Raw genomic sequence first — 24,313 nt, forward strand, 5'->3', positions numbered from 1 at the left:
GAATTCGATGCGCTACTTTTTTATTTACGCTTCTTTTTAATAAATGAAAAGGCTAAAGCTGCAATTAAAATACTGCCTTTAATGATATCTTGCGCATAATAAGGAACGTTCATCATTGTAAGGCCGTTTAATATGATTCCAATTAATACGGAACCAAGAAATGTTCCGATGACATTTGGTTTCTTAGCACCGAACATTGCATAACCGATATAGGCAGCTGCAACTGCATCCATTAATAATGGGGCGCCAGCTGAAACTTGTCCTGTTCCAACGCGGCTACATAGAATAATACCGCCAATAGAGGCAAGTAAGCCGCTAATCATATAAGCATATACACGGTAACGATCAGTAGGAATACCAGCTAGTCTAGCAGCTTCTCGATTCCCACCTGTCATATAAAAGAAACGACCGTACGTTGTTTTTTCTAAAAATACATATGCAATTAAAACGACGATAAGCATGATAATGACAGGGACTGGAATTCCTAACACAGAACCTTGACCGATAAATAAAAAGGATGGAATAAAATGTCCTTTGGCACCAGACATTCCTTCATAAATAGAAGATCCTTTTGAAAATGTTAAGTGTAGTCCATTCACGATATACATGATACTTAATGTAGCTAGTAAATCTGGTAGTTTAATTCGGATAACGAGTAGTGCATTTAATAATCCAACTAATAGCCCACAAAGAATAGGAACAAGGAGTGTGACTAATAGTTCTTGTCGATATAAAATGAGACAGGAAGCAGCGGCAATGGTTGCTAAACTAGCGGTAGAGCCGACTGATAAATCAAATCCATCTACAATTAATGTAAAGGTAACACCAATTGCAAGTAACGTTACGATAGAAATGGAACGTAAAATATCACTAATATTGTTGTATGTTAAAAAAGAATCGTTGACGATAGAGAAGAAAATTGTAACACCTATAATGATAGCAATCGTACTAAATTGATAAAAAAGATGAGTAGGTAAATATAGTTTCTTAGTTTTTGTTTTATGAACGAGATTCAATGGAATAACTCCCTTCAGATAAATGTAAAAGCTGTTCAGGAGATAGTCCGTCTGGTAAGTATTCACCTACAAATTCTCCGTTTGCGAGTATAAGAATGCGATCAGCGATATGTAGTGCTTCATCTTGTTCTCCTGTGAAGTAAATTACGGAACTTCCGTTTTCAGTAATGTTACGAATGAATTGAAAAATGTCTTGTTTTGCAGCTATGTCTACACCTTTAGTTGGCTCGTCCAAAAGAAATAGATTCGGTTTGAATCCATGCCACTTTGCAATGGAGACTTTTTGCTGGTTTCCACCGCTAAGTGAATGAATAAATGCTTTTGGGTCATTGGGTGAAATGCTGAAAGAAGAAATTGCTGTAGTAGCATTATTTACTTCGGTTTGCTTTCGTCTCCAACCTGATTGGTGTAAATTAGTGTGGCTTATAATATCTTCCGAAAGAAATACACCTTGTTTTCTTCTTTCCTCTGGTACAAGTGCGATCTTTGCTTTAATCGCATCTCGCGGTGTTTTAATTGTTATTGTTTGACCATCTATTTCTGCGTGATAAGTATGACGAGTACCAAATAACGTTTCAGCAAGTGTTGTTTTGCCACTGCCAATTAATCCGTATATCACAACAGTTTCACCTTTCCGTACGGTGAGAGAAAGGGGAGAATGGTCTTTGTGTAATGGAAGTTCTTGTACTTTAAATAATTCTTCGCTCCCTCGTTTTGGCGCTGTATTAATAGGAAGTGTAAGTTGTTTTCCAGTCATCGCTTCCACAATTTGTTGATCTGTAACCTTTGTGATCGCTTCAGAAAGTGCAACTTTACCGTTATGTAATACGGTTACATCATCCGCGAAATTTCGAATCTCTGATAAACGATGAGAAATTAAGATGATGCCAATTCCTTTCAATGTTAAATCTTTTAATAGTTGCCCGAAGGTTTCAACTTCTTTCGGTCCAAGAGAAGAAGTAGGCTCATCTAATAAAAGATAATTTGTATTGTTGGATAAAGCTCTTGCGATAAGAAGTAATTGTTTTTCATGTAATGAGCAGTTTGAAACATCTTCCGAAACATTTAAATCAGCCTGTACAGTTTGCAAATGTTGTTTAGCGAGTGAGACTAATTTTGACTTTGAAAATAGTACTTTATTTTGCATTGCTAAATGATCGATTAGTACATTTTCTAATACAGATAATCCAGGAATAAGTCCGTGATCCACTTCTTGTGTTACGAAAGAAATACCATGTTTTTTTGCATCGCGTGGTGAAGTAAAGGAAATAGACTGATTATCAATTTTTATATTCCCAGCAACTGGTTGAATTTCACCAGTTGCTATTTTTAGTAAAGTACTTTTTCCTGCACCATTCATTCCTAGTAAAGCGTGAACTTTTCCTTTTTGTATGTTAATAGAAACATTTTCTAGTACAGGGGTAGAGATGTGATAAGAATGTGTAATGTTTTGAAGAGAGAATGTCATCATTTTTTCTCCTTCTCTAATTTTTTCATCCAAGGTGAATATGCATCTTTCGAGTCTCCCCAACCGTTTATATGTTTTGATAATTGATCCATCGTTATATTTTCTTGTGGCAAACTATTTTTCTTTACTAAATAAGGTTCTAGTGAATAAATATCTGGCGTTTGTTCACCAGCGATTTTCTTATATAAGAAACGCACTTGAACTTTACCGACTTCAGCTGGATCGGTTGCAGCCGTAGCAGTCCAAGGTGAATTTTCTTTTTGCATGAGTTGTAAATCTTCATTACTTAAGTCAATGCTGTATACTTTTATATCTGTACGACCAGCTTGTTCGAGTGCTTTGACGGCCCCCTTAGCAAACTCATCCCACGAAGCGAAAATAGCTTGTAAATCACCTTTTTTCGGATATTTTTTTAGTAAAGCCTCTACTTGTGTTTGCGTATCAAGTGGTGTGTTATTACTAGCGGTACCAAAGCGTGCAACTTCTTTTATATTTGGATAACGTTTATAAAAAGCATCAATGATAACATTGCGACGTTCCATTGGAGCAAATCCGCCAACCCATACGACGGCGATATTCCCTTGTCCATTCAGATCTTCCGCTAACGTTTTTAATGATTTCCATGCAAGACTATAGTCATCTTGATCAATAATCGTTACGCCTGGTAAGCGTAGGTCGTTATCAAATGCAACTACAGGAATATTCGCTTGTAATGCTTTTTCTACTCCGGGTTTTAGTGCTTCAGAGCGACCGTGATCAATTAAAATACCATCAACTTTTGAATTAATAGCAGTATCTAGATTTGCTGCCATTTTTGCTAAATCATTATCAGAATTGTAGACTTGCACACTGCCGCCGAATAGCTCGACTTGTTTTTTGACACCCTCAATATATTGAGAGGAAAAAGTTCCGATGGACATTTGCATAATTAATGCGATTTTTAATGGCTTTTTTACTTGGCTTGGAATTTCTGTTTGTAAATGATTTGCTGCTGTAGTAGTTTCTTTCTTCACCGTTTGTTGCTTTTGTGAAGAGATAGCATCTTGTTCATTTGTGCAAGCTGTTAATGCGAGTAAGAGAATAATGAGTACGGTGGAACATAATTTTTTCATAAAAAAATCCCTCCTAAATTAAGAAAAGAGAGGAGGGAGTGAAAATAAAAACGTCTTTTCATATAGAAAAGACGTCTTATCATATTACTCTTATCTTTCAACACAATGTGTTGTAAGAATTAGCACCGTGCCCATAAATGGGTCGGTTGCCGGGCTTCGTAGGGCTCATCCCTCCACCTGCTCTTGATAAGACATCGAATATTTAACTATTTCGAATTATTCCATAAGTGTATGCTGTTGTCAAATGTTTTTTTGTAAATAAAAAATCCCTCACAACGAGGGATTTTAATGTGGTAAGAAAACTAATTGATAAGCGAACAAGATCCCGAATAAATACACAAGTGGGTGAACAGCACGGAATTGTCCTTTTGCCACTTTCATAAGTGGGTATGAAATAAATCCAAGTGCAATACCTGTTGAGATACTTGATGTAAGTGGCATGCTTAAGATTACTAAAAATGCTGGGAATGCTTCATCGAATGTATCCCAATCGATGTGGCGAACTGAGCCCATCATAAGACTACCAACGATAATTAGTGATGGTGCTGTAATAGCTGAAACGCCAGAAACAGCGCTCACTAACGGTCCGAAGAATGCTGCTAATGCAAATAGAACAGCTACTGTAACAGTTGTTAAACCAGTACGACCACCAGCTGCAACACCAGCAGATGATTCAATGTAAGCTGTTGATGGTGTTGTTCCGAACATAGCTCCAATTGTTGCTGAGAATGAGTCAGATAGAAGAGCTCGTCCTGCTTTTGGAAGCTTTCCATCTTTCATAAATCCACCTTGTTGTGCAACGCCAAGTAGTGTACCTGTTGTATCAAATAGTGTAACAAGGAAGAATGAGAAGACAACGCCGTATAATCCGTAGTTAATTACATCAGATACAGCAGTAATTGGATTTGAAACGATAATTCCTTCTGGTAATCCAGGCATTGATGTAACGCCGCTTGAGAATGTTAATTGACCTGTGAAGTAAGCGATAATACCAGTTAATAACATTCCGATAAATAGTGCCCCGTTTATATTTAAAGACATAAGGATAATTGTAATTCCAAGGCCAGCTAATGCTAGTAGAACTGGAGCAGAGTGAAGATCGCCAAGCCCAACTAAGTTTGCATCATTTTTTGTAACAATTCCCGTTAAGCGCAAACCGATAAAAGCAATAAAAAGACCGATACCAGCAGTAAGTGCATGTTTTAAGTTCTCAGGAATTACTTCCATTAATTTCGTACGGAAAGATGTGAATGATAACAAAATTAAAATCATACCTGCTACGAATACAGCAGAGAATGCAATTGCGAAAGTCATGCCTTCATGGGCTTTTACAACAGAATAAGAGAAGTAAGCATTTAATCCCATACCTGGTGCAATTGCGATTGGTAAATTAGTAAAGATCGCCATAAATAATGTTCCGACAACAGCAGCGATAATTGTAGCTGTAAATGCTTGTTCAAACGGAACACCTGCATCCCCAAGGATGACAGGGTTTACGACAATGATATATGCCATTGTTAAAAAGGTAATAATACCTGCCATAATTTCAGTTTTAATAGAAGTTTTATGTTTTGAAAGGTTAAACATATAAACATCCTTTCTTTTTACGAATAATTTTCACAACAGTTATATATAATATTCGTTTTTTAACTATTTTGCAATAGTTTTGCATAAAAACTTTAGAACAACTCATATTTTATGTCGTAAATTCGAATATTAATCGTAAAACTGTGTGTGCATTGCGGTTCTTTAATGTGTAAGTAGTTTTTTTTATTGTGCGCATTATAAGGGGAAAGGAGTTGAAGGAAGTTATGCCGCAGCAAAAAAACTTTTTAACAATGCCAGCACAACATCAAAATAAACAACCTGGTATTGAATCGTTAATGAATCCTCTTCCAAAGTTTGAAGATCCAAATTATAAAGGAAGTGAAAAGTTAAAAGGAAAGAATGTATTAATTACAGGAGGAGATAGCGGGATTGGAAGAGCTGTTTCTATCGCTTTTGCAAAAGAGGGAGCAAATATTGCGATTGCTTATTTAGATGAGGACGAAGATGCAACTGAGACGAAACAACTTGTGGAAAAAGAAGGCGTGAATTGTGTATTATTGCCGGGAGATTTGAGTAATGAACAACATTGTAAAGAGATTGTAGAAGAGACCGCCCAGCAGCTAGGGGGGCTAAATGTTCTTGTGAATAACGTCGCACAGCAATATCCGCAGCAAGGACTAGAGTATATTACAGCGGAACAGCTAGAAAAAACGTTCCGTATTAATATTTTTTCTTATTTTCATGTTACAAAAGCAGCCCTCTCTCATTTAAAGCAAGGGGATGTAATTATAAACACGGCATCTATCGTTGCGTATGAAGGAAATGAAACGTTGATTGATTATTCTGCAACGAAAGGAGCGATTGTCGCTTTTACAAGATCGCTATCTCAGTCGTTAGTACAAAAGGGAATTCGTGTAAATGGTGTTGCACCAGGCCCAATTTGGACACCGCTTATTCCATCCAGTTTTGATGAGAAAAAAGTATCACAGTTTGGGAGTAATGTTCCTATGCAAAGGCCTGGTCAGCCGTATGAATTAGCGCCTGCATATGTATATTTAGCGTCTAGTGATTCGGCATATGTAACGGGACAGATGATGCATGTAAATGGTGGAGTAATTGTGAATGGATAGTTTTCATTTATAAGAGCAAAGTAAAGTTAATTGTATTTATCCCGCTATTTGCGGGCAGTAAGACTCCTACCTAACAATTCGATGAATACAAGGAAGTTAGGTGGGAGATAAATGTCCGTAAATGCTCGATTGGTGAAGGCTAATCCTCAGTGGGGATGGACAAAATCCCCCAACGAGTAAAGTTTCACTTTATTATGATGTTAGTGCTAGGGAGGATTTAGATGAAGAAAGTATGGTTTATCGTAATCCTATTTTTCTGCCTGCCAGCTAGCGTTTTTGCTAATACAGATCATTTAATATTAGTTAACCTTACGACGAATCAGCTGTCTTTTTTTGAAGATGGAAACTATACTAAGACATTTCCGATAACGACAGGAAAAGACAGGACCCCGACGCCTGAGGGTAATTTTTGTATTATAACTAAATATAAAAATAAAGAATACCATCGTAAAAAAATAGCTGGGGGTGCTCCGAATAACCCTCTCGGTACGAGGTGGTTAGGTCTAGATAAAAAGGAATATGCAATTCATGGAACAAATCGGGAATGGACGATTGGAAGCAGGGAGTCGAATGGTTGTATTCGCATGCACGATCGGGACATACAATGGTTATACGACCGGGTACAATTACAGACGAAAGTAATTATTTCTCGTTTTCATACGAGTCCCGAATATGAAGCGTATAAGCTTGGTTATCGGGTTGTGAGTTGGAATGGTCGTAAAGTAGAAGAAGAACAAATTGGAATGCTTACGTTAGTAGATCGTGTAAATATATATTGGCAAGAACCAAATGGACAATTGACGAAAGTAAAAACGGTATTGCCAAATGAAAAATATACAGTGTATTCCAAACGAAAAGATGGAACCTATTATATAGGAAACAATTTGTATATTGTAGATGTAACGGGAGAAAAAATTCGTTATGAGCAATTACCTTATTCGATTTTAAGTAACATATATAAAAGGAAATATAATGTTCCATAATAGCTACCGTGTATAGGCGGTAGCTTATTTGTGATGAAGTTTAGTTGGTTTTAATGATTTCATACCAATCGAGCGCCTGTAAATAGTGAGATAAAAAAATTGAAACAGCAACTATTATGTTTTGCTGAATATAATACAGTACAGACTGGGGGGCGGTCACATTATGAAAAGTGAATTTGCATTTAAAATTTTCTTAATCACGACTTGTTTATTTATCGTGTATTTATATGCGTTACTCGTCTTCTCCTTTTATGTTCCATATATTGATTTAATATTGTTCGTTGGATTTATTTGGGCATTTGTTAAAGCGAGGGAAGGGGAGAAGAGTGTATATCGGCGCATTACTTTATGCGGGACGGTCCTTCTCGTTATTTTGTACTTTTTTATGATGCATGATGTTTGGAGAGGAATGTAAAAAAGCATACGACTAATCGTATGCTTTTACCTCTGCCAATGATGGAAGTGAAGCGATTGCTCCGTAGTTTGTACATGTTATGGCACCTACTTTATTTGCAAAAGAGACAAACTCGGCTAAATCTGTGAATTTTTGAGGAAGCGTTTGTTCATTTTTAGAAATTTGATACAACATCGCTCCGACGAAAGCATCACCAGCACCAGTTGTATCTACTTGTTTAATTGAAATAGAAGGTACAATGATTTGAGCCTCTTTTGTCGCGAGAAGAGTACCGTCTTTTCCAAGTGTGATAGCTACAACTTTAGCCCCGTAATTTAATAATTTTAGTGCTGATTGTTGTAGATTAGTTTCTTTAGAAAGCATCGTTGCTTCTTCTTGGCTTACTTTTACGAAATGTGCGTGTTTTATAAAGGATAGGCAATCTTGAGAAAATTGTTCTACATCTGTAATAAGTGCATCTCGATAATTTGGATCAAAAGAAATAAAGTGATTATTGTCTTTTGCATATTGTAATAGTTGAAAATATGTTTCTTTTAATGGACTTGATAATAAGGCAGTTGCCGAACCGAAATGTATTAGATCATTACTTTTTATTTTTGCTAAATTAATTTTATTAAAGGTGTATTGACCATCAGCCCCACGCATAAAAATAAAATCGCGTTCACCATCTTTATCGATAGATACGAAAGCAAGCGTTGTTTGTTTATCTTTTATGAGCATTGAAGTGTCAACATGAGCACGTTGTAAAGTTTGTTCTAGAAAATCACCAAATGGATCATTTCCTACTTGTCCCATAAATGTAGCATGTCCACCTAATTTTGTAATAGCAGCGGCAACGTTAGCGGGAGCTCCACCAGCTTTCTTTTCGAAATCAGTACCATCTACTAAAGAAACATTGGAGTTTCGGCAAACGAAATCAATTAATAATTCACCTATACAAAAAACATTTCTCATATAATCCCTCTTTTAAGTTTATATTGTGTAATTGTAAAGTTTAGTTTTGCATCTGAAAAGATTGCGATATGATGTGTAATGTCTTTTCGCGGAAATACTCTAGACGTAAAGACAGTGGAACCATCATATAAGAAGATTTCTACGATGCTATTATCTACAAATATTCTGAGGTCTATCGTATCTTGAATATCAATTTTTTCACAGCGTTCATATCCATATTCTCCGCCAAATTGGTGATGGAAGTTGCTTCGGTCTATGGAAACAGTTCCTTTTTCACGGTTAAATATAATCGGGAAAGAATCTTCTTCATTATGGAAGAGAGAAAGGCCAAAGTTATTCGCATCATCTGTTTTAAGAGTTACAATTAATTCATATGAGCATTCATGGCCAAGGGTCGCCAGTACGTTTAATCCAGTTGATATGTCACCTGAAATCTCTTTTTTTGTTGTTCTTAGTTTTTTTAGTTCTGAAACTGGTTTTTGTTTTAATATATTATTTTCTAACGTTAGTTCTCGTGGAAGTGTTAAACAATGAGCCCACATATAATCATCAGAAGGGTATGTTATTTCGCTTGAGCCCGCCCAAGCAAATAAAAGGCGGCGTCCAGATTGATCTTCTAAAGTTTGAGGGGCATAAAAGTCGAAACCTTTATCAACTTCGTAATACGAATCAATATGGAAATATAAATTTTCAATATCGAAATTTCCGATTGCATATATGACATTATATACATTTTGAAAATTCCCCTCGTCTTTTTCGATTCCTTGTGGCGAAAAGAGTAACATATCTTTCCCTAATAATTGGAAATAGTCGGGGCACTCCCACATAAATCCGAACTCTTTTAAATTTGTTTTAACCTCGCCTTGGAAATTCCAACTGTATAGGTCTAGTGACTTATATAATAATAGAGTACCCGTTTTATTTTCACGTTGTGCTCCGAGTAACATATAGTACGTATCGTTATTTTTCCATACTTTGGGGTCACGTACATGCTTCGTATATCCGTCAGGAATCATATCAATAACAGGATTATTACTATACTTAGTCATCGTATATTGAGAATCCATCGTTACCATACATTGTTTAGCATCCCGAGAATCATTAGGTTTCTTTATATTCCCTGTATACAATAAGTGAAGAAGCCCATCTTTTATAATAGAGCTACCAGAATATGCGCCATGTGACTCATAGCTTTCGGTAGGGATAATGGCTACAGGCATTCGTTCCCAGTTAATAAGATCTTTTGATTTTACATGCCCCCAATGTTTCATTCCGTGAATCGGGCCAAATGGATACCACTGATAAAAAACATGATATTCATCATTGTAGTATGATACACCGTTAGGATCATTCATTAATCCATATGGCGGATGAATATGATAAATCGGTTTCCATGAATCTTGATTTGCAATTGTATATAAAGAATGTAATTCTTCTTTATTGGATTGCAGTATTGTTTTATATTTCGACATAGGTTTTTACCTCGTTGTTATTTACTTTCTTTATATAAAATGAGAGTGGCAACAAAAGCAGTAATAACTGCAATAGCGAAGCCGATTACATAATGAATCACATTCATCATGCCAAGCGGTGCAACAATTGTAAGCATTGGAATACCTGTTAAACCGTATGCATTGGCTGCGACTTGCATCCAAACAACGTAAGCGCCTCCAATTGCGCCACCAATAGCAGCTGCAATAAATGGTTTACCAAGTTTTAAATTGACACCAAAAATAGCTGGTTCTGTAATTCCTAAAAATGCTGACGCTGCTGCTGGAATTGCGATTTCTTTCGTTTTTTTGTTTTTTGTTTTGAAATAAACTGCTAAAGTAGCTCCGCCTTGGGCGACGTTAGCCATTGACCAAATAGGGAGTAAGAAATTGACACCGATATCTTTATTAGCAAGTAAGCCAGCTTCAATAGCGTGGAAGCTATGGTGTAAGCCAGTAAGAACGATTGTTGAATATAGACCACCGAATATAAGACCAGCCACTGGTCCTGCAAATTGATAAATAGTATTTAAAAGGTACGTAATACCGTCACCGATTTTATATCCAATTGGTCCGATAATAATAAGTGATAAAAAGCCAGTTATAATAATTGTTAAGAACGGTGTAACTAATAAATCTAAAGAGTTCGGAACTCGTTTGCGGAGTTCTTTTTCAATTGTACTCATAACGTATACGCATAATAAAATAGGTAAAACAGTGCCTTGATAGCCAATCATATCAATATCCATACCGAGGAAATGTAAAACAGTTGGTTTTGCGTTTGCAAGAGTCCAAGGATTCGTTAAGTTTGGGTGAGTTAATATACCACCAATAACGGCACCTAAGAAAATATTTCCTCCAAATTCCTTGGCTGCACTAACACCGATTAAAATAGGTAAAATAACGAAAGCTGCACTTGAGAACATATCAAGTAATTGGATAAGTGGGTGATCGCCAGGAACTAATTTAAACGCTTTCAACATTCCGAGTAGTCCCATAAGTAAACCACTTGCAACGATGGCTGGAATAATTGGAACGAAAATATTGGATAACGTTTTTGCTAGGCGAGTAATCGGATTCATTTTTTTCTTAGGAAGATCGTTTGATGCCGTAGAATCAAGTTCAGTTATTCCGATTAGTTTTGAAAACTCATCATACACTTTGTTTACTACGCCAGTGCCAAAAATAATTTGGTATTGCTCATTCGTTGCGAAAGCACCTTTAACCCCATCAATGTTTTCGATTTCTGACGTGTTTATTTTTGTTTCATCTTTTAGTACAAGACGAAGGCGAGTAGCGCAATGAGTAGCACGAATAATGTTTTCTGTTCCTCCGATGTTCTGTAAGACTTGAGCTGCAATTTGTTTCATATCCATAAAAATTCCCCCTTACTATATACTTCGAGTTTGTGGAACCGGTTCCGTTTTTGGTTAAAATAAAAAACAGGGACGTGATGTGAAAATCCTGTTTTTTAAATATGGAACCGGTTTTAATTTTATTATAAAGCGCCTTTAAATTTTGTCAACGCTTTCTTGAATTTTTAATGTATAGCGAGAATGTAATATTTTAGGGATTGTTTTATTTTCAACAAGCTGCGAAAGGGAAGTAGCAGCAAGCTTACCAGCATGCTCATAGTCAAATGCGATTGTCGTTAAGCTAGGGTGTACCATTTCAGAAATATCATATCCACCGAATCCTACTACAGATATATGATTTGGTATGGAAAGGTGGTTAGAATGAATTACTTTCATGGCTCCAAGAGCGATATTATCTGTAGCACATACGATAATAGTAGGACGGTTGTTATCTAAAATATGTTGTACTTGTTTCATCGCATCTTCTATTTTGAAAGTTGTTTCGTAGTAAGAAGCGATGCAAGTAGATTCTAAATTTTCAATGGCTTTTTGAAAACCATTTTTTCGATTTACACCAACAGAAATATCATCTTTTTCTATTCCTAAATAAGCGATATGGCGGTGTCCTTGTGATAATACGTATGCTCCTAGCTCATAAGCAGCGTCAAAATCATCGTGAACGAGGCAATATTGATTCTCATATTCTTGACCAACAAATAAAATAGGGGTAGTAGAATTAGCGATGATGTGTTTATGCTCTTTTGTTAAAGTTTTTGTTAATAAAATTATGCCAGCTACTTTTTGCTTTATAAAGTTTTCCATTGCTTGAATTTCTGTTTCAATTTTTTGATTCGCATTTGCAACAAGCATCTGATAGTTATTTTCCTGTAAAGCATTATCAATACCAATAAGTGTTTTTGTTGTAGCAAAGGAGTCTAATCGGGGGATAATAACGCCAATTAAATTTGTTGTTTTCGCTTTTAAACTTTGCGCAAATGTATTTGGAGAGAAATTCGTTTCTTGAATAATACCTTCAATTTTCTTTTTTGTTTTATTACTTACATAGCCACCATTTAAGTAACGAGAGACAGTACTTTTTGCAACCCCAGCTAATTTGGCGATATCTACAATTGTTTTAGCCATAGTATTCCACCTTCATATTCATAAAAAACTTTTAATTTTATTATAGGGAGAATTAAAGGTTACGTAAACAAGAAGAGAAGAAGAAAAACCACCTCACGTATATGAGGTGGAATAAGTGTTAATATTTCGGTTTAAATGTATGACAACACGTTTCTACACTCGTTGTTACAGAACTTTCAAGCGTCTCGTTTGTTAAAGTAGCGTTTGTATATGAACTGTTTTCAATTTGACCTGCTTCTTGTGCATCAGGTTGAACAACGATTGCACTTGCTTGACAAAGGTTACCTTGTCCCCAAAATGAGCAATTGGAAACAGAGCATTTCACTTCTGGCATAAAACCCCCTCCTCATACATTAGTGTGGGATTTTACGCCCATTTCATGTATAGAAGGAGTTTCCTTTTCTTATTATTTTTTCGTTTGCTCAAGCCACTCTTTTAATTTGTCTTCCGGTTGTTCGCCGCTAATACGGCTCACTTCTTTACCGTCTTTAAAATGAATGATTGTTGGAGTTCCTTTAATTTTATATTCATCCCAAGGAGCATCTAATTTTTCAATATCCATAACTTTCATATCAACATTCAAGTCTTTAGCCATTGGTACTACGATAGGAGATAATTTTTGGCAATGAACGCAAGATGTTTGATAAAAGTATACTGTTTCTTCTTTTTTCTCTTTTAAATTCTTTTGGAGATCTGAAAGAGAGATTTTATTTGTGTAGTAGTCAGAACCATCTGTTTGACTAGTAGCATTATCAATTTTTTGGCTTGTTGAAGCATTTTTTTCTTCCATTTGTGTTACAGCGAAAATTGCTGCAAACAAGGCGATAATAATACCGCCAAATATAAGCATTTTTTTCATTCTTTCATCTCCTTATTTGTTTTTAATTACGATGAAGCTACAAACAGCGATTGTGATAAAGCCGATAAGTGCTAAAAACGGGATTGTCACAAAGCCGAACCAGTTTATGTATTCTCCCGTACAAGGTACGCGGCCGCAAGCTGCCCCAGCAGCTGAAAATGCTGCGATTTTTTGAATTGCATAGTGATATAAAGAAATACAAGCACCAATACTTGCGATTGGTAAAGAATAACTTGCAATGCGATAGTCTTTCTTTACTACAGCGATACCGAGCCATAAAACAAATGGATACATAAAAATACGTTGATACCAACAAAGGACACAAGGCTCAAATTTCATAATTTCGGAAAAGTATAGACTTCCTAATGTAGCAATAAACGAAGCTCCCCATGCAGCAAATAAAGCATACTCTTGCTTTTTTTCTCGTCCCATATTTTATACCTCACTTATAATAGTTACATACTAAATTATAGTATGAAGTGGTAGGGAAAAGAAAGAAAAAATATGTTTATCAATAAAAGTTTTATAAGGAGAAACTTTTATTGATATAAACATTTTAAAAAAGCGCTATTCTCATAAAGAGAATAGCGCTATATTTTACATTTGAATTTGCTCTACTTCTTCTACATGTGACTTTTGGGATGCGTGGTCAATATATTGAAATAGGAGCTGCAATTGTTTATCAACTTCTGGTAGTTCTTTACTGTATTGATAAGCGTGTAAAAAATGCTCAATACGCTTAGAAAATAATTGATCGTTCGTTTGAACCATGAGAACGAGTAATTTATCCCAATTACAGCAATACGTGTAATAGAGAGCTTTATCATAGTCGTTATATGTTTGCACTGTGTACCCTCCTTACCGAGGAGTTATATATAGTGTGTGACAAGTAAGGAGAAATACACTTGAAAGAATTTGTTAAGAAAAAAGGTGAATGAAAAGAGAAAAACGAGGGATTTCCTCGTTTTTATGCTTTTGGCATTGGCGTAGGTGTTGGCTTGCCATACCCTTCTTTGTATTTATTGTCGATATAGTTACGAATTTCGAGCGTTGATTTTCCTTTTTGTTTCATGGAAGCCGATTCAACCGCGATTTCTAGGCAGTTGACACAAGTTGTTGCGTGGGAATCCCAAACAACTTCACCATTCTTTTTAATTTCACGAATAAAGCAGTTTTTATTGTTTTTATGTCCTACACTCTCACCGCAACCGCAGTAACATGGAATCCAATCTAATAGCTCTGCATTTTGTCCAGCGACAGTGTAGATATCTTTCATTTGCGGATCAAGCTTGTCTAGGAAGGTAGGGAGTGTGTCGACTCCTTTTGTCTTTTCTTGAATATCAGCTTGCTGAGTATGTGATGCGTGGTCATGCTCTTCTTTTGATTCAGAAGATTTTTTGTCATTTGTACTAGTACTCCCGCATCCAACAAGAATTAGGCTCAGTACTGCAAGTAAAGAAAATACATACTTTTTCATTCGCTTGTCCCCTTTACAAATGTATTAATAAAATTGTATCAGAGATTATGGTGTGTCGGGTGAAGATTTTTTCGACTGATTTTTGAAGCGCCATCGTAGTGAATGGAATAGAAATAAGATTGGGATATAAGCGTATACAATATACAATCCAGCCTGAGATAGTACGGTATTTAATGTATTGATGCTTTCCCTGTTTGTGAAAAACAAAGATGAAACAAATATAGTCGCGATAAACAATGGCAATGTAATGTTAAATGGTATGTGAAAAGAGTATTTACTAATACGACAAGAAGACCAAATGGTTAAACAAAGATTAGGTAAAATAATAAGAAACCAGATGAAAATAATAATGTATTCAAATCGCTGAATGAATGGGACTTTAATAATTTTTAGCATTGTTAAAGTAGGCCAAATTGTATGATGCAGTTGGCCCTGACTATAGTACATAAGGGAAACGATTGCTAGTACTACATATAAAATAGTTGTGAAAGCAATCCCGCCATGTGCCCATTTATGTAGCGATTTTCCCTTTTTAATAAGTGGGTAAAAGATAAGGATTGCTTCAAATCCAAGAAACTCTAATGCAGATGCTTTCGCTGAATATAGAATGTCTGCAGGTGAATGGGTGAAAATAGGTAAAATATTACGGACATGTGCATATTTCATAGGGAAAACTAAGAAGAATAGTACGAAAATCGGTATTACGACTCCCCAAAAACACATTCCTGTTACAGAGCGGAAGCCACCTTTTATTACGTAATACGTCACGAGTAAAAATAATAATGTTAATTTCCATGGTTTAATTGTAGGAAAGACCCATACTTGAATGACTTCGATATATGTACGAAGCACAGTAAGGCAAAATAACAGAAGATATGCAGCAAAGCACATAGACAAAAAGGTTCCAATCCATTTTCCGAAACATGTCGTATGAATGGTCATCAAATCATTGTCTTTATCTAACATTTTTAACATACAAAACAGTACGATATGAGTTAAGACACCCGCAACAATAAGGGAAATCCAAGAATCATAACCAGCATATTGTGCAATAACTCGTTGGTATCCTAACACGCCTACTCCAATTTGAAGAGAGTGTAATAAAAGAAATGTGAAATAAGGGGAAACAGTCATTGTTTTATTTTGCTCAGCCATTGTAACACCTCACTATTCTCCGATACCAGATTGCACAACATTGATTTGTACGTGAACAGCAACATCTACATTAGGGTACATTTCTTGAATTTGTTTTATAGTCCATTTTCTTGAATGACTACGAATTTCTTCCCGTATCCCTATCGGATCGACCTCTTTTTCTTGGAATTGTTTTATTAATTCGTTTAAATGTTTCTCAACTGTTTTTTCTACATGTTTTTTTATGTAAGTTATGTTTTCGTTTTTCGCTAAATCAAGCCAGTTTGGAGCGCTTTTTATGAGTCCATTTAATTTTAAGTGGATGTTAACTTTCGGAATGTCACCAGTATCGGAAAGGTAACAAACGCTCTTTCCAGATAAGTTTTGAGTGGCAATTAATCCTTTATGGTTACCTTGCTGTATTGGAACTTCATAACGACCATTTGTAGTTGGATTAAGGAGTAATTTCAATAAAAAAGATCCTTTTTTATCTGTGTACATAACCACTTTATCCTTTTTTAAAAAAGCGAGTCCTTTAATGGAAGCAGACTTGTCTTCATCAATTTCAATATAAGGAAGAAATGGATCGCATCCTGATGAATAAAAGTTATATAAAAAAATATTTAAAGCAGTCCGTGGAATCGTTTCGGCTTCTATGTTTTGCTCCAGTAAGTCAGACAGATAGAGTGATCCATTTGTTTTAATATGTTTGAGCAGTTTTTCTGTAGAACCGTCTACCAGTGCTAGTTGAACATCTCGGCCAATATTAGGATCACGTTGTAAGTTGTTAATAACATCCCCAATTCCACGTTCACCAAATGATTTTCCAAATAGGACAACACGCATTTGACCTACAGCGATCGTATGTGGTGATTTGGCGTTTAGAAGTGAAGAAATTGTTTCAATTGTATCTGCGGTAGTTGACTGAGTTTCTGGTTTTGATTGAACGCCTTTTGTGTAATCGGGATATAAGATTGTCCCGCGAAATTTTTTATCTTTCGTTATATCAAATCCACCTATATGAATCATTCGCTGTGTGTCTACTATATTCGGTTGTGTACAGCCGGATTGGAAAATTAAAATGATAATGGAAAAGCATAATAAAGTATTTTTCATTTCTCTTCACCATCATGTTTTTCTTTCGCTTTGTTTGGATCATAGCGCCATTTCTTTTTTGGTCTTAGAAAAGAGGCACGTCCTGCAGTTTGACTAAATGGCAAGCGAAAGAGACCTTCTGCCGTTCCTAAACCGCGAAATGGATATAGAGGTAATAAATAAGGTGATCCAAGTGATTTTAAGCGAATTAAATGAGCTAATATGAGTACGAATCCTACAATGAGACCTAAGCCCCCAAATGCACCAGCTAAAAGAATAAGTGGAAATCGTAGTATCCGGATAGTAGAAGACATTTTTACAGTTGGTGTTGTAAAAGAAGCGAGTGCTGATAAAGCAACTGCAATTAATAAAATGGTACTCGTTAAAGCAGCCTGAACAGATGCTTGGCCAATTACAATCCCGCCAACGATGCCGATTGTTTGTCCAACTTTTGTAGGTAATCGTGCTCCAGCTTCACGGAGCAATTCGATTGTGATTTCTAAAAAAAGTGCTTCTAAAATGGGCGGAAAGGGTACATTAGCTCTTGAAAAAATAATCGGACCTAGTAAATCCGCAGGAATCATTTGATAGTGATACGTTAATACAGCTGTATAAATAGCTGATGAAAATAGCGAGAATGCTGCTCCGAAAAAGCGAACCATTCGAAGAAATGAGCCTGCTATCCATGGTAAATAATAATCTTCTGGAGAGACGAAGAAATCGAGTAATGTCGCTGGTCCAGCTAATGCGTAAGGTGAACCGTCTGTTAAAATGACGACTCCTCCATTCAATAATGCATAAACGGAGCGATCTAAACGCTCTGTAGGAAGTAAAACAGGGAAGGGAGAGTTGCTGTTATCACTAATAAACTGTTCAATCATAGTTGCATCGAAAGGAACATCAAAGTCAATGTCTTGTAGGCGCTGCATCGCAGTATTAACGTGCTGCTCATTCGTAATATCTTCGATGTAAGCAACTACGACTTTTGTTTTTGATATAGAACCAACTATAACTTCTTTGAAAACTAATTGTTCTGTGACGATATTTCGCCGAAGTAAGTGTATATTTGTATCGATATTCTCAACAAATCCGACTTTTGGACCGATGACACTATATTCATTTTCAGTATCGTTATATAGCCGTGTACCTAAAACGGAACTTTCAGCACGAATAAGTGCATATTCTGCGATTTGAGAATCATTTTTTAGTTGTATAAGTACATATCCACTTAATAATTTTTCACGAATGTCATCAATAGTAGGGCCAGTGATAATCTCCTCAAGTGTGACGATATTTGCTATATCACTTATATTTTCAATGTGATCTAATTCTCTTTTTATAGGTGTTAAAATGAATCGATTAATGAGGAGTGATTCAGCCGTAGATTTATAGTAAAACAAACATAATGTCCCATCTTCTACGATGTTATAAGAAACGAAATCACTCGATTCTTTCATAGTATGGATAAACTCTGGAATGGAACAGATTGTTTTTTTCTTCTTTTTAGACGATAAACGAAACATTTTCTCACCCCTTACTACATCATTTTCTTATGTTAGTTTTTGGGAAAGACGGGAATTTATACTTGAAAATTGAAAGTTCATAAAGAAAAGGAAGAGTATTGAATATCTCTTCCTTTTTGACAGGCTAATTTGTTTTCTTTTCTTTAATAGACTTCACTAATTTAATCATTTCTGCCCGTATATCTTCTTTTTTAACATTTAATTTTTCCGCAATTTGTTTAATATCCATCCCATCTTTTTTCATTTTTAGTACATCGTCAAGAGGGGTATTACTTTTTTGGGAGATGATTGTTAACACGGTAAGTTGGCGTAAGCCGATGTTATATTCTTTCATTTTTTGTTTCAGTCCATCTGGTGTGGACTTTTGCATATTTGCTAATTTTTGCAGTAGTGCTTTTTTCGTTTCTTTATTCATATGATGCTTTTTCAATTTACTTGGGTCTACACCGAAATGCTCGGCTGTTTTCTCCCAAGATTTATTTTGCTTATAGTAAGCTAAAACGTCCTTAATTTCTTTTTTACTTATTCTTGCAATGTGGGCAGCTTTCCAAATTTCATGTTTATTATAGCCGAGTTTTTCGAGCGACTGCATTTCTTCTTCTGAAATAGGCTTATGATGGTGCATTGTTACTTCTTTTGGCGTGGCAGCGGAAGCAGGAAAGACAGATATCCCGCACAATAATGCTGCCATAGTCATACTTACTGCGATTTTCTTGTACATATAAACTCCTCCTAGATGGGTAATGTGGAAAACTTACACATATCATTTCCATAAAATGTGAAAAACTTGTGAACAAGTTAAGTTTTTTTATTCACAGTATAAAAAGAAGTTTTTCATGGTTTTCCAACATAAAACATTGATTAATAGTGAAAAACTAGGTTATAATCGAAATTGAAAATCAATATCAATGACGGATTTATACATATAGATAAAAATAAGGGAGAGAAAAATATGACTACATATACTTCCATCGCAAACGTTATTAAAGAAAGACGTTCTGTTCGTACATTTACAAATAAAGCAGTAGAAAAAGAGCTATTAATTGAACTATTGAACGACGCAACATGGGCACCGAATCATAAACACCGTGAACCATGGAATTGTAAATTATACATTGGAGAAGGCCGTCAGAAATTAGTAGACGCAGTACTAAACTCTTTCACAGAAGAAGAAAGAGCAAAACGCGGCAAAACTTTATCTGATCGTTTCTTAAGCACACCTGCTCAAATCGTTGTTTACATTAATGAAGATCCGCGTCAAATTCAACGTGACGAAGATTACGCTGCAACATGTGCATTTATGCAAAACTTTCAATTACTTGCTTGGGAACGCGGCTTAGGGTGCGTTTGGAAATCAGGTGGATTAAACTACAATCCACTATTTATAGAAGGAATTGGTTTAACAAGAGGTCAACGCATCATTGGAATTCTTCATATCGGCTATTTCGATAAAGCACCAGAAGGAAAAGCTCGTACACCGATTACGGAGAAGATGGAGATCATTGAAGGTTAATTAGAAAGAGGCATTCTCGTTTTTTTAGAGGGTGCCTTTTTATTATGCAATCAATCCTCATGAAAGCTTGTTCCTTATCATACACTTTCTTAAGGGAAAGTGTAAGGAGGGAAAATAATGAGAGCAAGTGAAGATAAAGCGCTGCAATATGCGATTGCTGAAATTACGGAAATTGCGACTGGATTTGGTCTTGATTTTTATCCGATGCGCTATGAAGTATGTCCAGCGGAAATTATCTATACATTTGGTGCATATGGGATGCCGACGAGGTTTTCGCATTGGAGTTTTGGAAAGCAATTTTTCAGAATGAAATTACAATACGATTTAGGACTTAGTAAAATTTATGAACTCGTTATTAACTCTAATCCATGTTACGCCTTTTTATTAGATACGAATTCTTTAATTCAAAATAAATTAATCGTGGCGCACGTTTTAGCACATTGTGATTTCTTCAAAAATAATATTCGTTTTTCTAATACGAAACGCGATATGGTTGAGAGTATGGCAGCGACAGCAGATCGTGTGAAGGCGTATGAACATAAGTATGGAAGAGAAGAGGTAGAAACATTTTTAGATGCCGTACTTGCCATTCAAGAACATATTGATCCATCGCTTATGCGTCCGAAACTTGCATGGAGTATTGAAGATTTAGAAGAGGATGTAGAAAAGAAAAAGATATCACAGTACGATGATTTATGGAATTTAGATGATCGAAACAAAAAGAGAGAACGACCTAATATGCATAAAAAGAAGAAAATCCCACCGCAGCCAGAAAAAGATTTACTCCTCTTTATTGAAGAATATAGCCGTGAGCTAGAAGAGTGGCAGCGCGACATATTAACGATGATGCGTGAAGAAATGTTATACTTCTGGCCACAGCTTGAAACGAAGATTATGAATGAAGGTTGGGCTTCCTTCTGGCATCAACGCATACTTCGTGAAATGGACTTAACATCTTCTGAAGCAATCGAATTCGCGAAGCTTAACGCAGGTGTCGTACAGCCATCAAAAACAAGTATTAATCCATACTACCTCGGTATTAAAATGTTCGAAGATATTGAAGAGCGCTATAACAACCCGACAGAAGAAATGAAACGACGCGGTGTGAAACCTGGTTCTGGTCGTGACAAAATCTTTGAAGTACGGGAAATTGAATGGGATGTATCGTTCCTAAGAAACTATTTAAATAAAAAACTTGTAATGAGAGAAGATATGTACTTATTCCAGCGCCAAGGAAAAGAATATAAAGTAATTGATAAAGAATGGGAGCATGTACGCGATCAACTCGTAAATATGCGCACAAATGGAGGTTTCCCGTACTTAGTAGTAGAAGATGGAGACTACTTAAAGAATGGGGAATTGTACATTAAACATAGCTATGAAGGAATTGAACTAGATTTAAAATACTTAGAAAAAGTATTACCGTATCTTCATCAGCTATGGGGAAGAACAGTGCATATGGAATCGATTGTGGAGAGTAAGGGCGTTGTGTTTTCTTATGATGGGAAGATGGTGCATCGGAAGTATGTGTGATGGAAAGAACGGACATAGAAATGCTATGTCCGTTCTTTTTTATTATATGGAGTTTTTGTTTACCAAACAGGTCGTATGCTCGATGATAATTTTCCTGTATTTTCTTTAGTAACGAATGTTGTTAAATCCTCTTTAAGCATTTGCATTCGTTCTGCACCTATGTTTGCAATCCATCGTTGTTCTATTTCAGCTACTATTTCTTCTTTTGCTTTCATTACTGCTAAACCACGCTCGGTTAAAACAATAATTTTACCTCTTTTATCAGTAGGATGCGTTTGGCGCGTGACATAACCACTGTTCTCAAGAGAATCTACCATTTTACTTATGGCTTGTTTTGAAACCCCTAAATATTCAGCTAGTTCTATACCGGTTGCTCCATTAGGAAGGATACGTTTGAACATAAAACCGTGTGCGGGCCTAATATCTTCAAATCCCAATTCACTTAATTTGTCGTGTAGTTCAGTAATTAATGTACTGAAGGATAGTGATAAAAGTGAAGTAAGATCTAGTTCGTTAAGTGTTTGATGAGTCATGTATATAACCTCCTTGCTTATAGTCAATTAAATTGACTATAAGTAGAATCTATTGTACTATACAGGATATAGTCAATCAAATTGACTATATAATGGTAATAGAATAAATAATGATTTATCTAAATAAAATCAATGAATTATGGAGGTTTCACATGGTTAATATCGTTAAAATTAGAGGGAGTGTATTTGCACCATATGCATCGCTGGAACCTATTAAAGATCCTGCAACAGGAAGAGCGTTTGAATATGCCGGAGATGCACGTGAGTTTACACCATACGCTGTGAACACAAAGCGTTCAAGATTAGAACAAGAAGTGGTTGTTGATTTTTATAAAAGAGAAATTTTCACATATGCAGATGCTTGTATCGTTACTGTGGAAATTACAAATCCAGATGGCTCAATTGAGTATCAAAAAGGAGAAACAAGTACAGAAAACATTGCATGTACAAATATTGTATGGAGTGAAGATGAAGTTTCATTTGAAATGAGAGCAAGTGCAAGTAATCCGTTAAACGCGGCAGCACCTGCAGCTGATTATTTTTTGACTATACGAGTTAATGAAAGTGGTACTGTGCATGTTGAAGGTTTACATGATGGTTTTCCTTGCTATGAATTTTATAAACAAATCGACTTTGGTTCATTTGAATTAATATATACACATGATTTCAGGAAAACGGATGATACCCCAGCAGCACTAGCTGGAGAAATGGAATATAGCTTTAAAACGAAAATCTAGATATAAATATAGCGCTATTTTTTAGAAGGAAGTAGCAAACGTAAAAGAGAAAGCTATTGGTTCTAGGATTGAAATTGTGGTCTATTTTATTCAATAGTATGCAGTATATAAAATTAGAATTACAGGGGTGTTTCTTATGACGAATATCGTTAAAATTAGAGCCAGTGTATTTATTCCAGTGTCTTGGACAGAACCGCGGAAGGATGTACAAACAGGGAAAGTAATCCAATTCGAAGGTGATTCACGTGAGTTTACACCACATGCGGTAAATACTATGCGCTCTAGAGTTGAGCAAGAGGTAGTAGTGGACTTTTATAAAGAAGAAGTGTTTTCATATGCAAACACGGGTATTACGACAGAGAAGGTCACAAATCCAGATGGTTCTGTGAATAAAAGAACAGGAAAAGCGAGTACTGAAAATATTGTGTGTACGGATATTTCATGGAATTCTGACGGTGTGCAATTCAAAATGAGTGCAAGCGCTAGTAATCCGTTAAATATGTATGCCCCTCCTGTGGACTATTTATTAACTGTATGTGTGAAAAAGGATGGTAGTATTGATATTCAAGGAGAACATGATGGATTCCCTTGTTTCGAATTTTATAAGCAAGTAGATTTCGGTTCATTTGAACAAATTTATACACATGATTTTAGAGAAACTGGTGATACACCTGAAGCGTTAGGTGGAGAAATGGATTATAGTTTTACAAAGAGTTTATAAGAAGTAGGATAATAAAACGGTTGATTCCTTGATTCGTAAATGAAATGAATTAGTTGGACTACCAAGCAGTGTAGTTGAGAAATGCAAAAGCCAATGAAATCAGTGGCTTTTGCATTTTTACTATACTCTAGGATATTTCAAAAAAATAAACCACTTTACAATATACCCTTAAGGGTATATGATATTATACAAAGTTACAAAGTAATGTATAATATAGTTATAATTACGGAGGTGGTCTACAGTGGAATATAATCAAGATATGAAAAATAGATTGAAACGTATTGAAGGTCAAGTTCGTGGTGTGCTTCGCATGATGGAAGAGGGAAAAGATTGCCGAGATGTTATTACACAGTTAACTGCATCCCGTTCTGCACTTGATCGTACAATTGGACTCGTTGTTGGAACAAATTTAGAGCAATGTTTGCGCGAGCAGTTTGAAACAGGTAATGGTTCAAATGAAGAGTTAATTAAAGAAGCTGTTCAATTACTTGTAAAAAGCCGATAATCTGTCAAACATATGTGTTGACAGATTTTCAAAAACATTTTATTATACCCCTACAGGTATATGTATAAT

The 24,313-nt window shown here is 35.7% G+C and carries 26 protein-coding genes and 1 riboswitch; of the genes, 8 read left to right on the top strand and 18 right to left on the bottom strand.

Going from position 1 to position 24,313, the window contains the following annotated elements; translation table 11 throughout:
• Nucleotides 1-20: 20 nt before the first annotated feature.
• The 4 genes from DN408_RS11855 to DN408_RS11870 all read right to left on the bottom strand — a co-directional run bounded on the left by DN408_RS11855 (nt 21) and on the right by DN408_RS11870 (nt 5,183).
• Nucleotides 21-1,016: an ABC transporter permease gene (locus tag DN408_RS11855; RefSeq protein ID WP_001054974.1), complete on the bottom strand. Its 996-nt coding sequence runs from the start codon at nt 1,014-1,016 to the stop codon at nt 21-23.
• Nucleotides 1,000-2,487 (bottom strand): sugar ABC transporter ATP-binding protein, encoded by a 1,488-nt coding sequence (locus DN408_RS11860; protein WP_147740111.1) that lies wholly within the window; start codon nt 2,485-2,487, stop codon nt 1,000-1,002. The genes DN408_RS11855 and DN408_RS11860 overlap by 17 nt, the downstream gene beginning before the upstream one ends.
• Nucleotides 2,484-3,596, bottom strand: coding sequence for a sugar ABC transporter substrate-binding protein (locus DN408_RS11865; RefSeq protein WP_002125355.1), 1,113 nt, complete (start codon nt 3,594-3,596; stop codon nt 2,484-2,486). Before DN408_RS11865 ends, DN408_RS11860 begins: the two co-directional genes overlap by 4 nt.
• An 87-nt stretch (nt 3,597-3,683) precedes the next feature.
• A riboswitch (SAM riboswitch) is annotated at nt 3,684-3,789 on the bottom strand.
• 92 nt (nt 3,790-3,881) lie between these two features.
• Nucleotides 3,882-5,183: an NCS2 family permease gene (locus DN408_RS11870; protein WP_002029878.1), complete on the bottom strand. Its 1,302-nt coding sequence runs from the start codon at nt 5,181-5,183 to the stop codon at nt 3,882-3,884.
• A gap of 224 nt (nt 5,184-5,407) precedes the next feature.
• Here DN408_RS11870 and DN408_RS11875 point away from each other — a divergent pair, with 224 nt between their 5' ends.
• The 3 genes from DN408_RS11875 (at nt 5,408) to DN408_RS11885 (ending at nt 7,672) form a co-directional block, all read left to right on the top strand.
• Nucleotides 5,408-6,274, top strand: coding sequence for an SDR family oxidoreductase (locus tag DN408_RS11875; protein WP_002087502.1), 867 nt, complete (start codon nt 5,408-5,410; stop codon nt 6,272-6,274).
• Nucleotides 6,275-6,495: 221 nt separating this feature from the next.
• Nucleotides 6,496-7,257 (top strand): L,D-transpeptidase, encoded by a 762-nt coding sequence (locus DN408_RS11880; protein WP_002029880.1) that lies wholly within the window; start codon nt 6,496-6,498, stop codon nt 7,255-7,257.
• Between the two features lie 163 nt (nt 7,258-7,420).
• Nucleotides 7,421-7,672 (top strand): hypothetical protein, encoded by a 252-nt coding sequence (locus DN408_RS11885; RefSeq protein ID WP_002029881.1) that lies wholly within the window; start codon nt 7,421-7,423, stop codon nt 7,670-7,672.
• 12 nt (nt 7,673-7,684) lie between these two features.
• Here DN408_RS11885 and DN408_RS11890 read toward each other — a convergent pair whose 3' ends face one another.
• The 13 genes from DN408_RS11890 to DN408_RS11950 form a co-directional block, all read right to left on the bottom strand.
• Nucleotides 7,685-8,626, bottom strand: coding sequence for a carbohydrate kinase family protein (locus DN408_RS11890; protein ID WP_016126587.1), 942 nt, complete (start codon nt 8,624-8,626; stop codon nt 7,685-7,687).
• On the bottom strand, nt 8,623-10,098 hold the full coding sequence (locus DN408_RS11895; protein WP_063226061.1) for a glycoside hydrolase family 32 protein: 1,476 nt from the start codon (nt 10,096-10,098) through the stop codon (nt 8,623-8,625). The genes DN408_RS11890 and DN408_RS11895 overlap by 4 nt, the downstream gene beginning before the upstream one ends.
• A 17-nt stretch (nt 10,099-10,115) precedes the next feature.
• Nucleotides 10,116-11,492, bottom strand: coding sequence for a sucrose-specific PTS transporter subunit IIBC (locus tag DN408_RS11900; protein ID WP_078178473.1), 1,377 nt, complete (start codon nt 11,490-11,492; stop codon nt 10,116-10,118).
• 135 nt (nt 11,493-11,627) lie between these two features.
• Nucleotides 11,628-12,614, bottom strand: a complete 987-nt coding sequence (locus tag DN408_RS11905; protein WP_147740112.1) for a LacI family DNA-binding transcriptional regulator — start codon at nt 12,612-12,614, stop codon at nt 11,628-11,630.
• A 118-nt stretch (nt 12,615-12,732) separates the two neighbouring features.
• Nucleotides 12,733-12,948 carry a DUF1540 domain-containing protein gene (locus DN408_RS11910; RefSeq protein WP_002029883.1) on the bottom strand — a complete coding sequence of 72 codons (216 nt, stop codon included), beginning with the start codon at nt 12,946-12,948 and terminating at the stop codon, nt 12,733-12,735.
• 72 nt (nt 12,949-13,020) lie between these two features.
• Nucleotides 13,021-13,473 (bottom strand): thioredoxin family protein, encoded by a 453-nt coding sequence (locus tag DN408_RS11915; RefSeq protein ID WP_002029885.1) that lies wholly within the window; start codon nt 13,471-13,473, stop codon nt 13,021-13,023.
• 12 nt (nt 13,474-13,485) lie between these two features.
• Nucleotides 13,486-13,905, bottom strand: a complete 420-nt coding sequence (locus DN408_RS11920) for a disulfide formation protein C (protein ID WP_002125372.1) — start codon at nt 13,903-13,905, stop codon at nt 13,486-13,488.
• Between the two features lie 165 nt (nt 13,906-14,070).
• Entirely contained in the window at nt 14,071-14,319 is a 249-nt protein-coding gene (locus DN408_RS11925) for a YhdB family protein (protein WP_001195459.1), read from the bottom strand.
• 121 nt (nt 14,320-14,440) lie between these two features.
• Nucleotides 14,441-14,950, bottom strand: coding sequence for a PCYCGC domain-containing protein (locus DN408_RS11930; RefSeq protein WP_002125374.1), 510 nt, complete (start codon nt 14,948-14,950; stop codon nt 14,441-14,443).
• 45 nt (nt 14,951-14,995) lie between these two features.
• Nucleotides 14,996-16,105, bottom strand: a complete 1,110-nt coding sequence (locus tag DN408_RS11935) for a GerAB/ArcD/ProY family transporter (RefSeq protein ID WP_000840531.1) — start codon at nt 16,103-16,105, stop codon at nt 14,996-14,998.
• A 12-nt stretch (nt 16,106-16,117) separates the two neighbouring features.
• Nucleotides 16,118-17,200, bottom strand: a complete 1,083-nt coding sequence (gerYC, locus tag DN408_RS11940; RefSeq protein ID WP_016126588.1) for a spore germination protein GerYC — start codon at nt 17,198-17,200, stop codon at nt 16,118-16,120.
• Nucleotides 17,197-18,702: a spore germination protein gene (locus DN408_RS11945; protein WP_033729732.1), complete on the bottom strand. Its 1,506-nt coding sequence runs from the start codon at nt 18,700-18,702 to the stop codon at nt 17,197-17,199. Before DN408_RS11945 ends, gerYC begins: the two co-directional genes overlap by 4 nt.
• Nucleotides 18,703-18,826: 124 nt before the next feature.
• Nucleotides 18,827-19,423: a hypothetical protein gene (locus DN408_RS11950; protein WP_002087481.1), complete on the bottom strand. Its 597-nt coding sequence runs from the start codon at nt 19,421-19,423 to the stop codon at nt 18,827-18,829.
• A gap of 231 nt (nt 19,424-19,654) precedes the next feature.
• Between DN408_RS11950 and DN408_RS11955 the strand changes: the two genes are divergently transcribed.
• Nucleotides 19,655-20,215, top strand: a complete 561-nt coding sequence (locus tag DN408_RS11955) for a nitroreductase family protein (protein WP_002125380.1) — start codon at nt 19,655-19,657, stop codon at nt 20,213-20,215.
• Between the two features lie 117 nt (nt 20,216-20,332).
• Nucleotides 20,333-21,748: a stage V sporulation protein SpoVR gene (gene spoVR, locus DN408_RS11960; RefSeq protein WP_016101765.1), complete on the top strand. Its 1,416-nt coding sequence runs from the start codon at nt 20,333-20,335 to the stop codon at nt 21,746-21,748.
• A 59-nt stretch (nt 21,749-21,807) separates the two neighbouring features.
• Here spoVR and DN408_RS11965 read toward each other — a convergent pair whose 3' ends face one another.
• Nucleotides 21,808-22,281, bottom strand: coding sequence for a MarR family winged helix-turn-helix transcriptional regulator (locus DN408_RS11965; protein ID WP_002087475.1), 474 nt, complete (start codon nt 22,279-22,281; stop codon nt 21,808-21,810).
• 152 nt (nt 22,282-22,433) lie between these two features.
• On the opposite strand from DN408_RS11965, the gene DN408_RS11970 reads away from it, so the two are divergent.
• From DN408_RS11970 to DN408_RS11980, 3 genes are all read left to right on the top strand, one after another.
• Nucleotides 22,434-23,018, top strand: coding sequence for a DUF3238 domain-containing protein (locus DN408_RS11970; protein ID WP_147740113.1), 585 nt, complete (start codon nt 22,434-22,436; stop codon nt 23,016-23,018).
• A gap of 136 nt (nt 23,019-23,154) precedes the next feature.
• Nucleotides 23,155-23,739 (top strand): DUF3238 domain-containing protein, encoded by a 585-nt coding sequence (locus DN408_RS11975; protein ID WP_078178478.1) that lies wholly within the window; start codon nt 23,155-23,157, stop codon nt 23,737-23,739.
• 241 nt (nt 23,740-23,980) lie between these two features.
• Nucleotides 23,981-24,244, top strand: coding sequence for a metal-sensitive transcriptional regulator (locus DN408_RS11980; protein ID WP_000456201.1), 264 nt, complete (start codon nt 23,981-23,983; stop codon nt 24,242-24,244).
• Nucleotides 24,245-24,313 lie beyond the last annotated feature (69 nt).

The sequence above is a fragment of the Bacillus sp. AR13-1 genome (assembly GCF_008042285.1).
Classification (GTDB): Bacteria; Bacillota; Bacilli; order Bacillales; family Bacillaceae_G; genus Bacillus_A; species Bacillus_A mycoides.

Bases quoted from the DNA above. Each gene is read 5' to 3' on its own strand.
- DN408_RS11950 (WP_002087481.1), bottom strand. From the start codon at position 19,423: ATGTACAAGAAAATCGCAGTAAGTATGACTATGGCAGCATTATTGTGC.
- DN408_RS11860 (WP_147740111.1), bottom strand. From the start codon at position 2,487: ATGATGACATTCTCTCTTCAAAACATTACACATTCTTATCACATCTCT.
- DN408_RS11870 (WP_002029878.1), bottom strand. From the start codon at position 5,183: ATGTTTAACCTTTCAAAACATAAAACTTCTATTAAAACTGAAATTATG.
- DN408_RS11955 (WP_002125380.1), top strand. From the start codon at position 19,655: ATGACTACATATACTTCCATCGCAAACGTTATTAAAGAAAGACGTTCT.
- DN408_RS11905 (WP_147740112.1), bottom strand. From the start codon at position 12,614: ATGGCTAAAACAATTGTAGATATCGCCAAATTAGCTGGGGTTGCAAAA.
- DN408_RS11965 (WP_002087475.1), bottom strand. From the start codon at position 22,281: ATGACTCATCAAACACTTAACGAACTAGATCTTACTTCACTTTTATCA.
- DN408_RS11895 (WP_063226061.1), bottom strand. From the start codon at position 10,098: ATGTCGAAATATAAAACAATACTGCAATCCAATAAAGAAGAATTACAT.
- DN408_RS11930 (WP_002125374.1), bottom strand. From the start codon at position 14,950: ATGAAAAAGTATGTATTTTCTTTACTTGCAGTACTGAGCCTAATTCTT.
- DN408_RS11975 (WP_078178478.1), top strand. From the start codon at position 23,155: ATGACGAATATCGTTAAAATTAGAGCCAGTGTATTTATTCCAGTGTCT.
- gerYC (WP_016126588.1), bottom strand. From the start codon at position 17,200: ATGAAAAATACTTTATTATGCTTTTCCATTATCATTTTAATTTTCCAA.
- DN408_RS11970 (WP_147740113.1), top strand. From the start codon at position 22,434: ATGGTTAATATCGTTAAAATTAGAGGGAGTGTATTTGCACCATATGCA.
- DN408_RS11915 (WP_002029885.1), bottom strand. From the start codon at position 13,473: ATGAAAAAAATGCTTATATTTGGCGGTATTATTATCGCCTTGTTTGCA.
- DN408_RS11945 (WP_033729732.1), bottom strand. From the start codon at position 18,702: ATGTTTCGTTTATCGTCTAAAAAGAAGAAAAAAACAATCTGTTCCATT.
- DN408_RS11900 (WP_078178473.1), bottom strand. From the start codon at position 11,492: ATGGATATGAAACAAATTGCAGCTCAAGTCTTACAGAACATCGGAGGA.
- DN408_RS11875 (WP_002087502.1), top strand. From the start codon at position 5,408: ATGCCGCAGCAAAAAAACTTTTTAACAATGCCAGCACAACATCAAAAT.
- DN408_RS11865 (WP_002125355.1), bottom strand. From the start codon at position 3,596: ATGAAAAAATTATGTTCCACCGTACTCATTATTCTCTTACTCGCATTA.
- DN408_RS11890 (WP_016126587.1), bottom strand. From the start codon at position 8,626: ATGAGAAATGTTTTTTGTATAGGTGAATTATTAATTGATTTCGTTTGC.
- DN408_RS11935 (WP_000840531.1), bottom strand. From the start codon at position 16,105: ATGGCTGAGCAAAATAAAACAATGACTGTTTCCCCTTATTTCACATTT.
- DN408_RS11910 (WP_002029883.1), bottom strand. From the start codon at position 12,948: ATGCCAGAAGTGAAATGCTCTGTTTCCAATTGCTCATTTTGGGGACAA.
- DN408_RS11920 (WP_002125372.1), bottom strand. From the start codon at position 13,905: ATGGGACGAGAAAAAAAGCAAGAGTATGCTTTATTTGCTGCATGGGGA.
- spoVR (WP_016101765.1), top strand. From the start codon at position 20,333: ATGAGAGCAAGTGAAGATAAAGCGCTGCAATATGCGATTGCTGAAATT.
- DN408_RS11885 (WP_002029881.1), top strand. From the start codon at position 7,421: ATGAAAAGTGAATTTGCATTTAAAATTTTCTTAATCACGACTTGTTTA.
- DN408_RS11880 (WP_002029880.1), top strand. From the start codon at position 6,496: ATGAAGAAAGTATGGTTTATCGTAATCCTATTTTTCTGCCTGCCAGCT.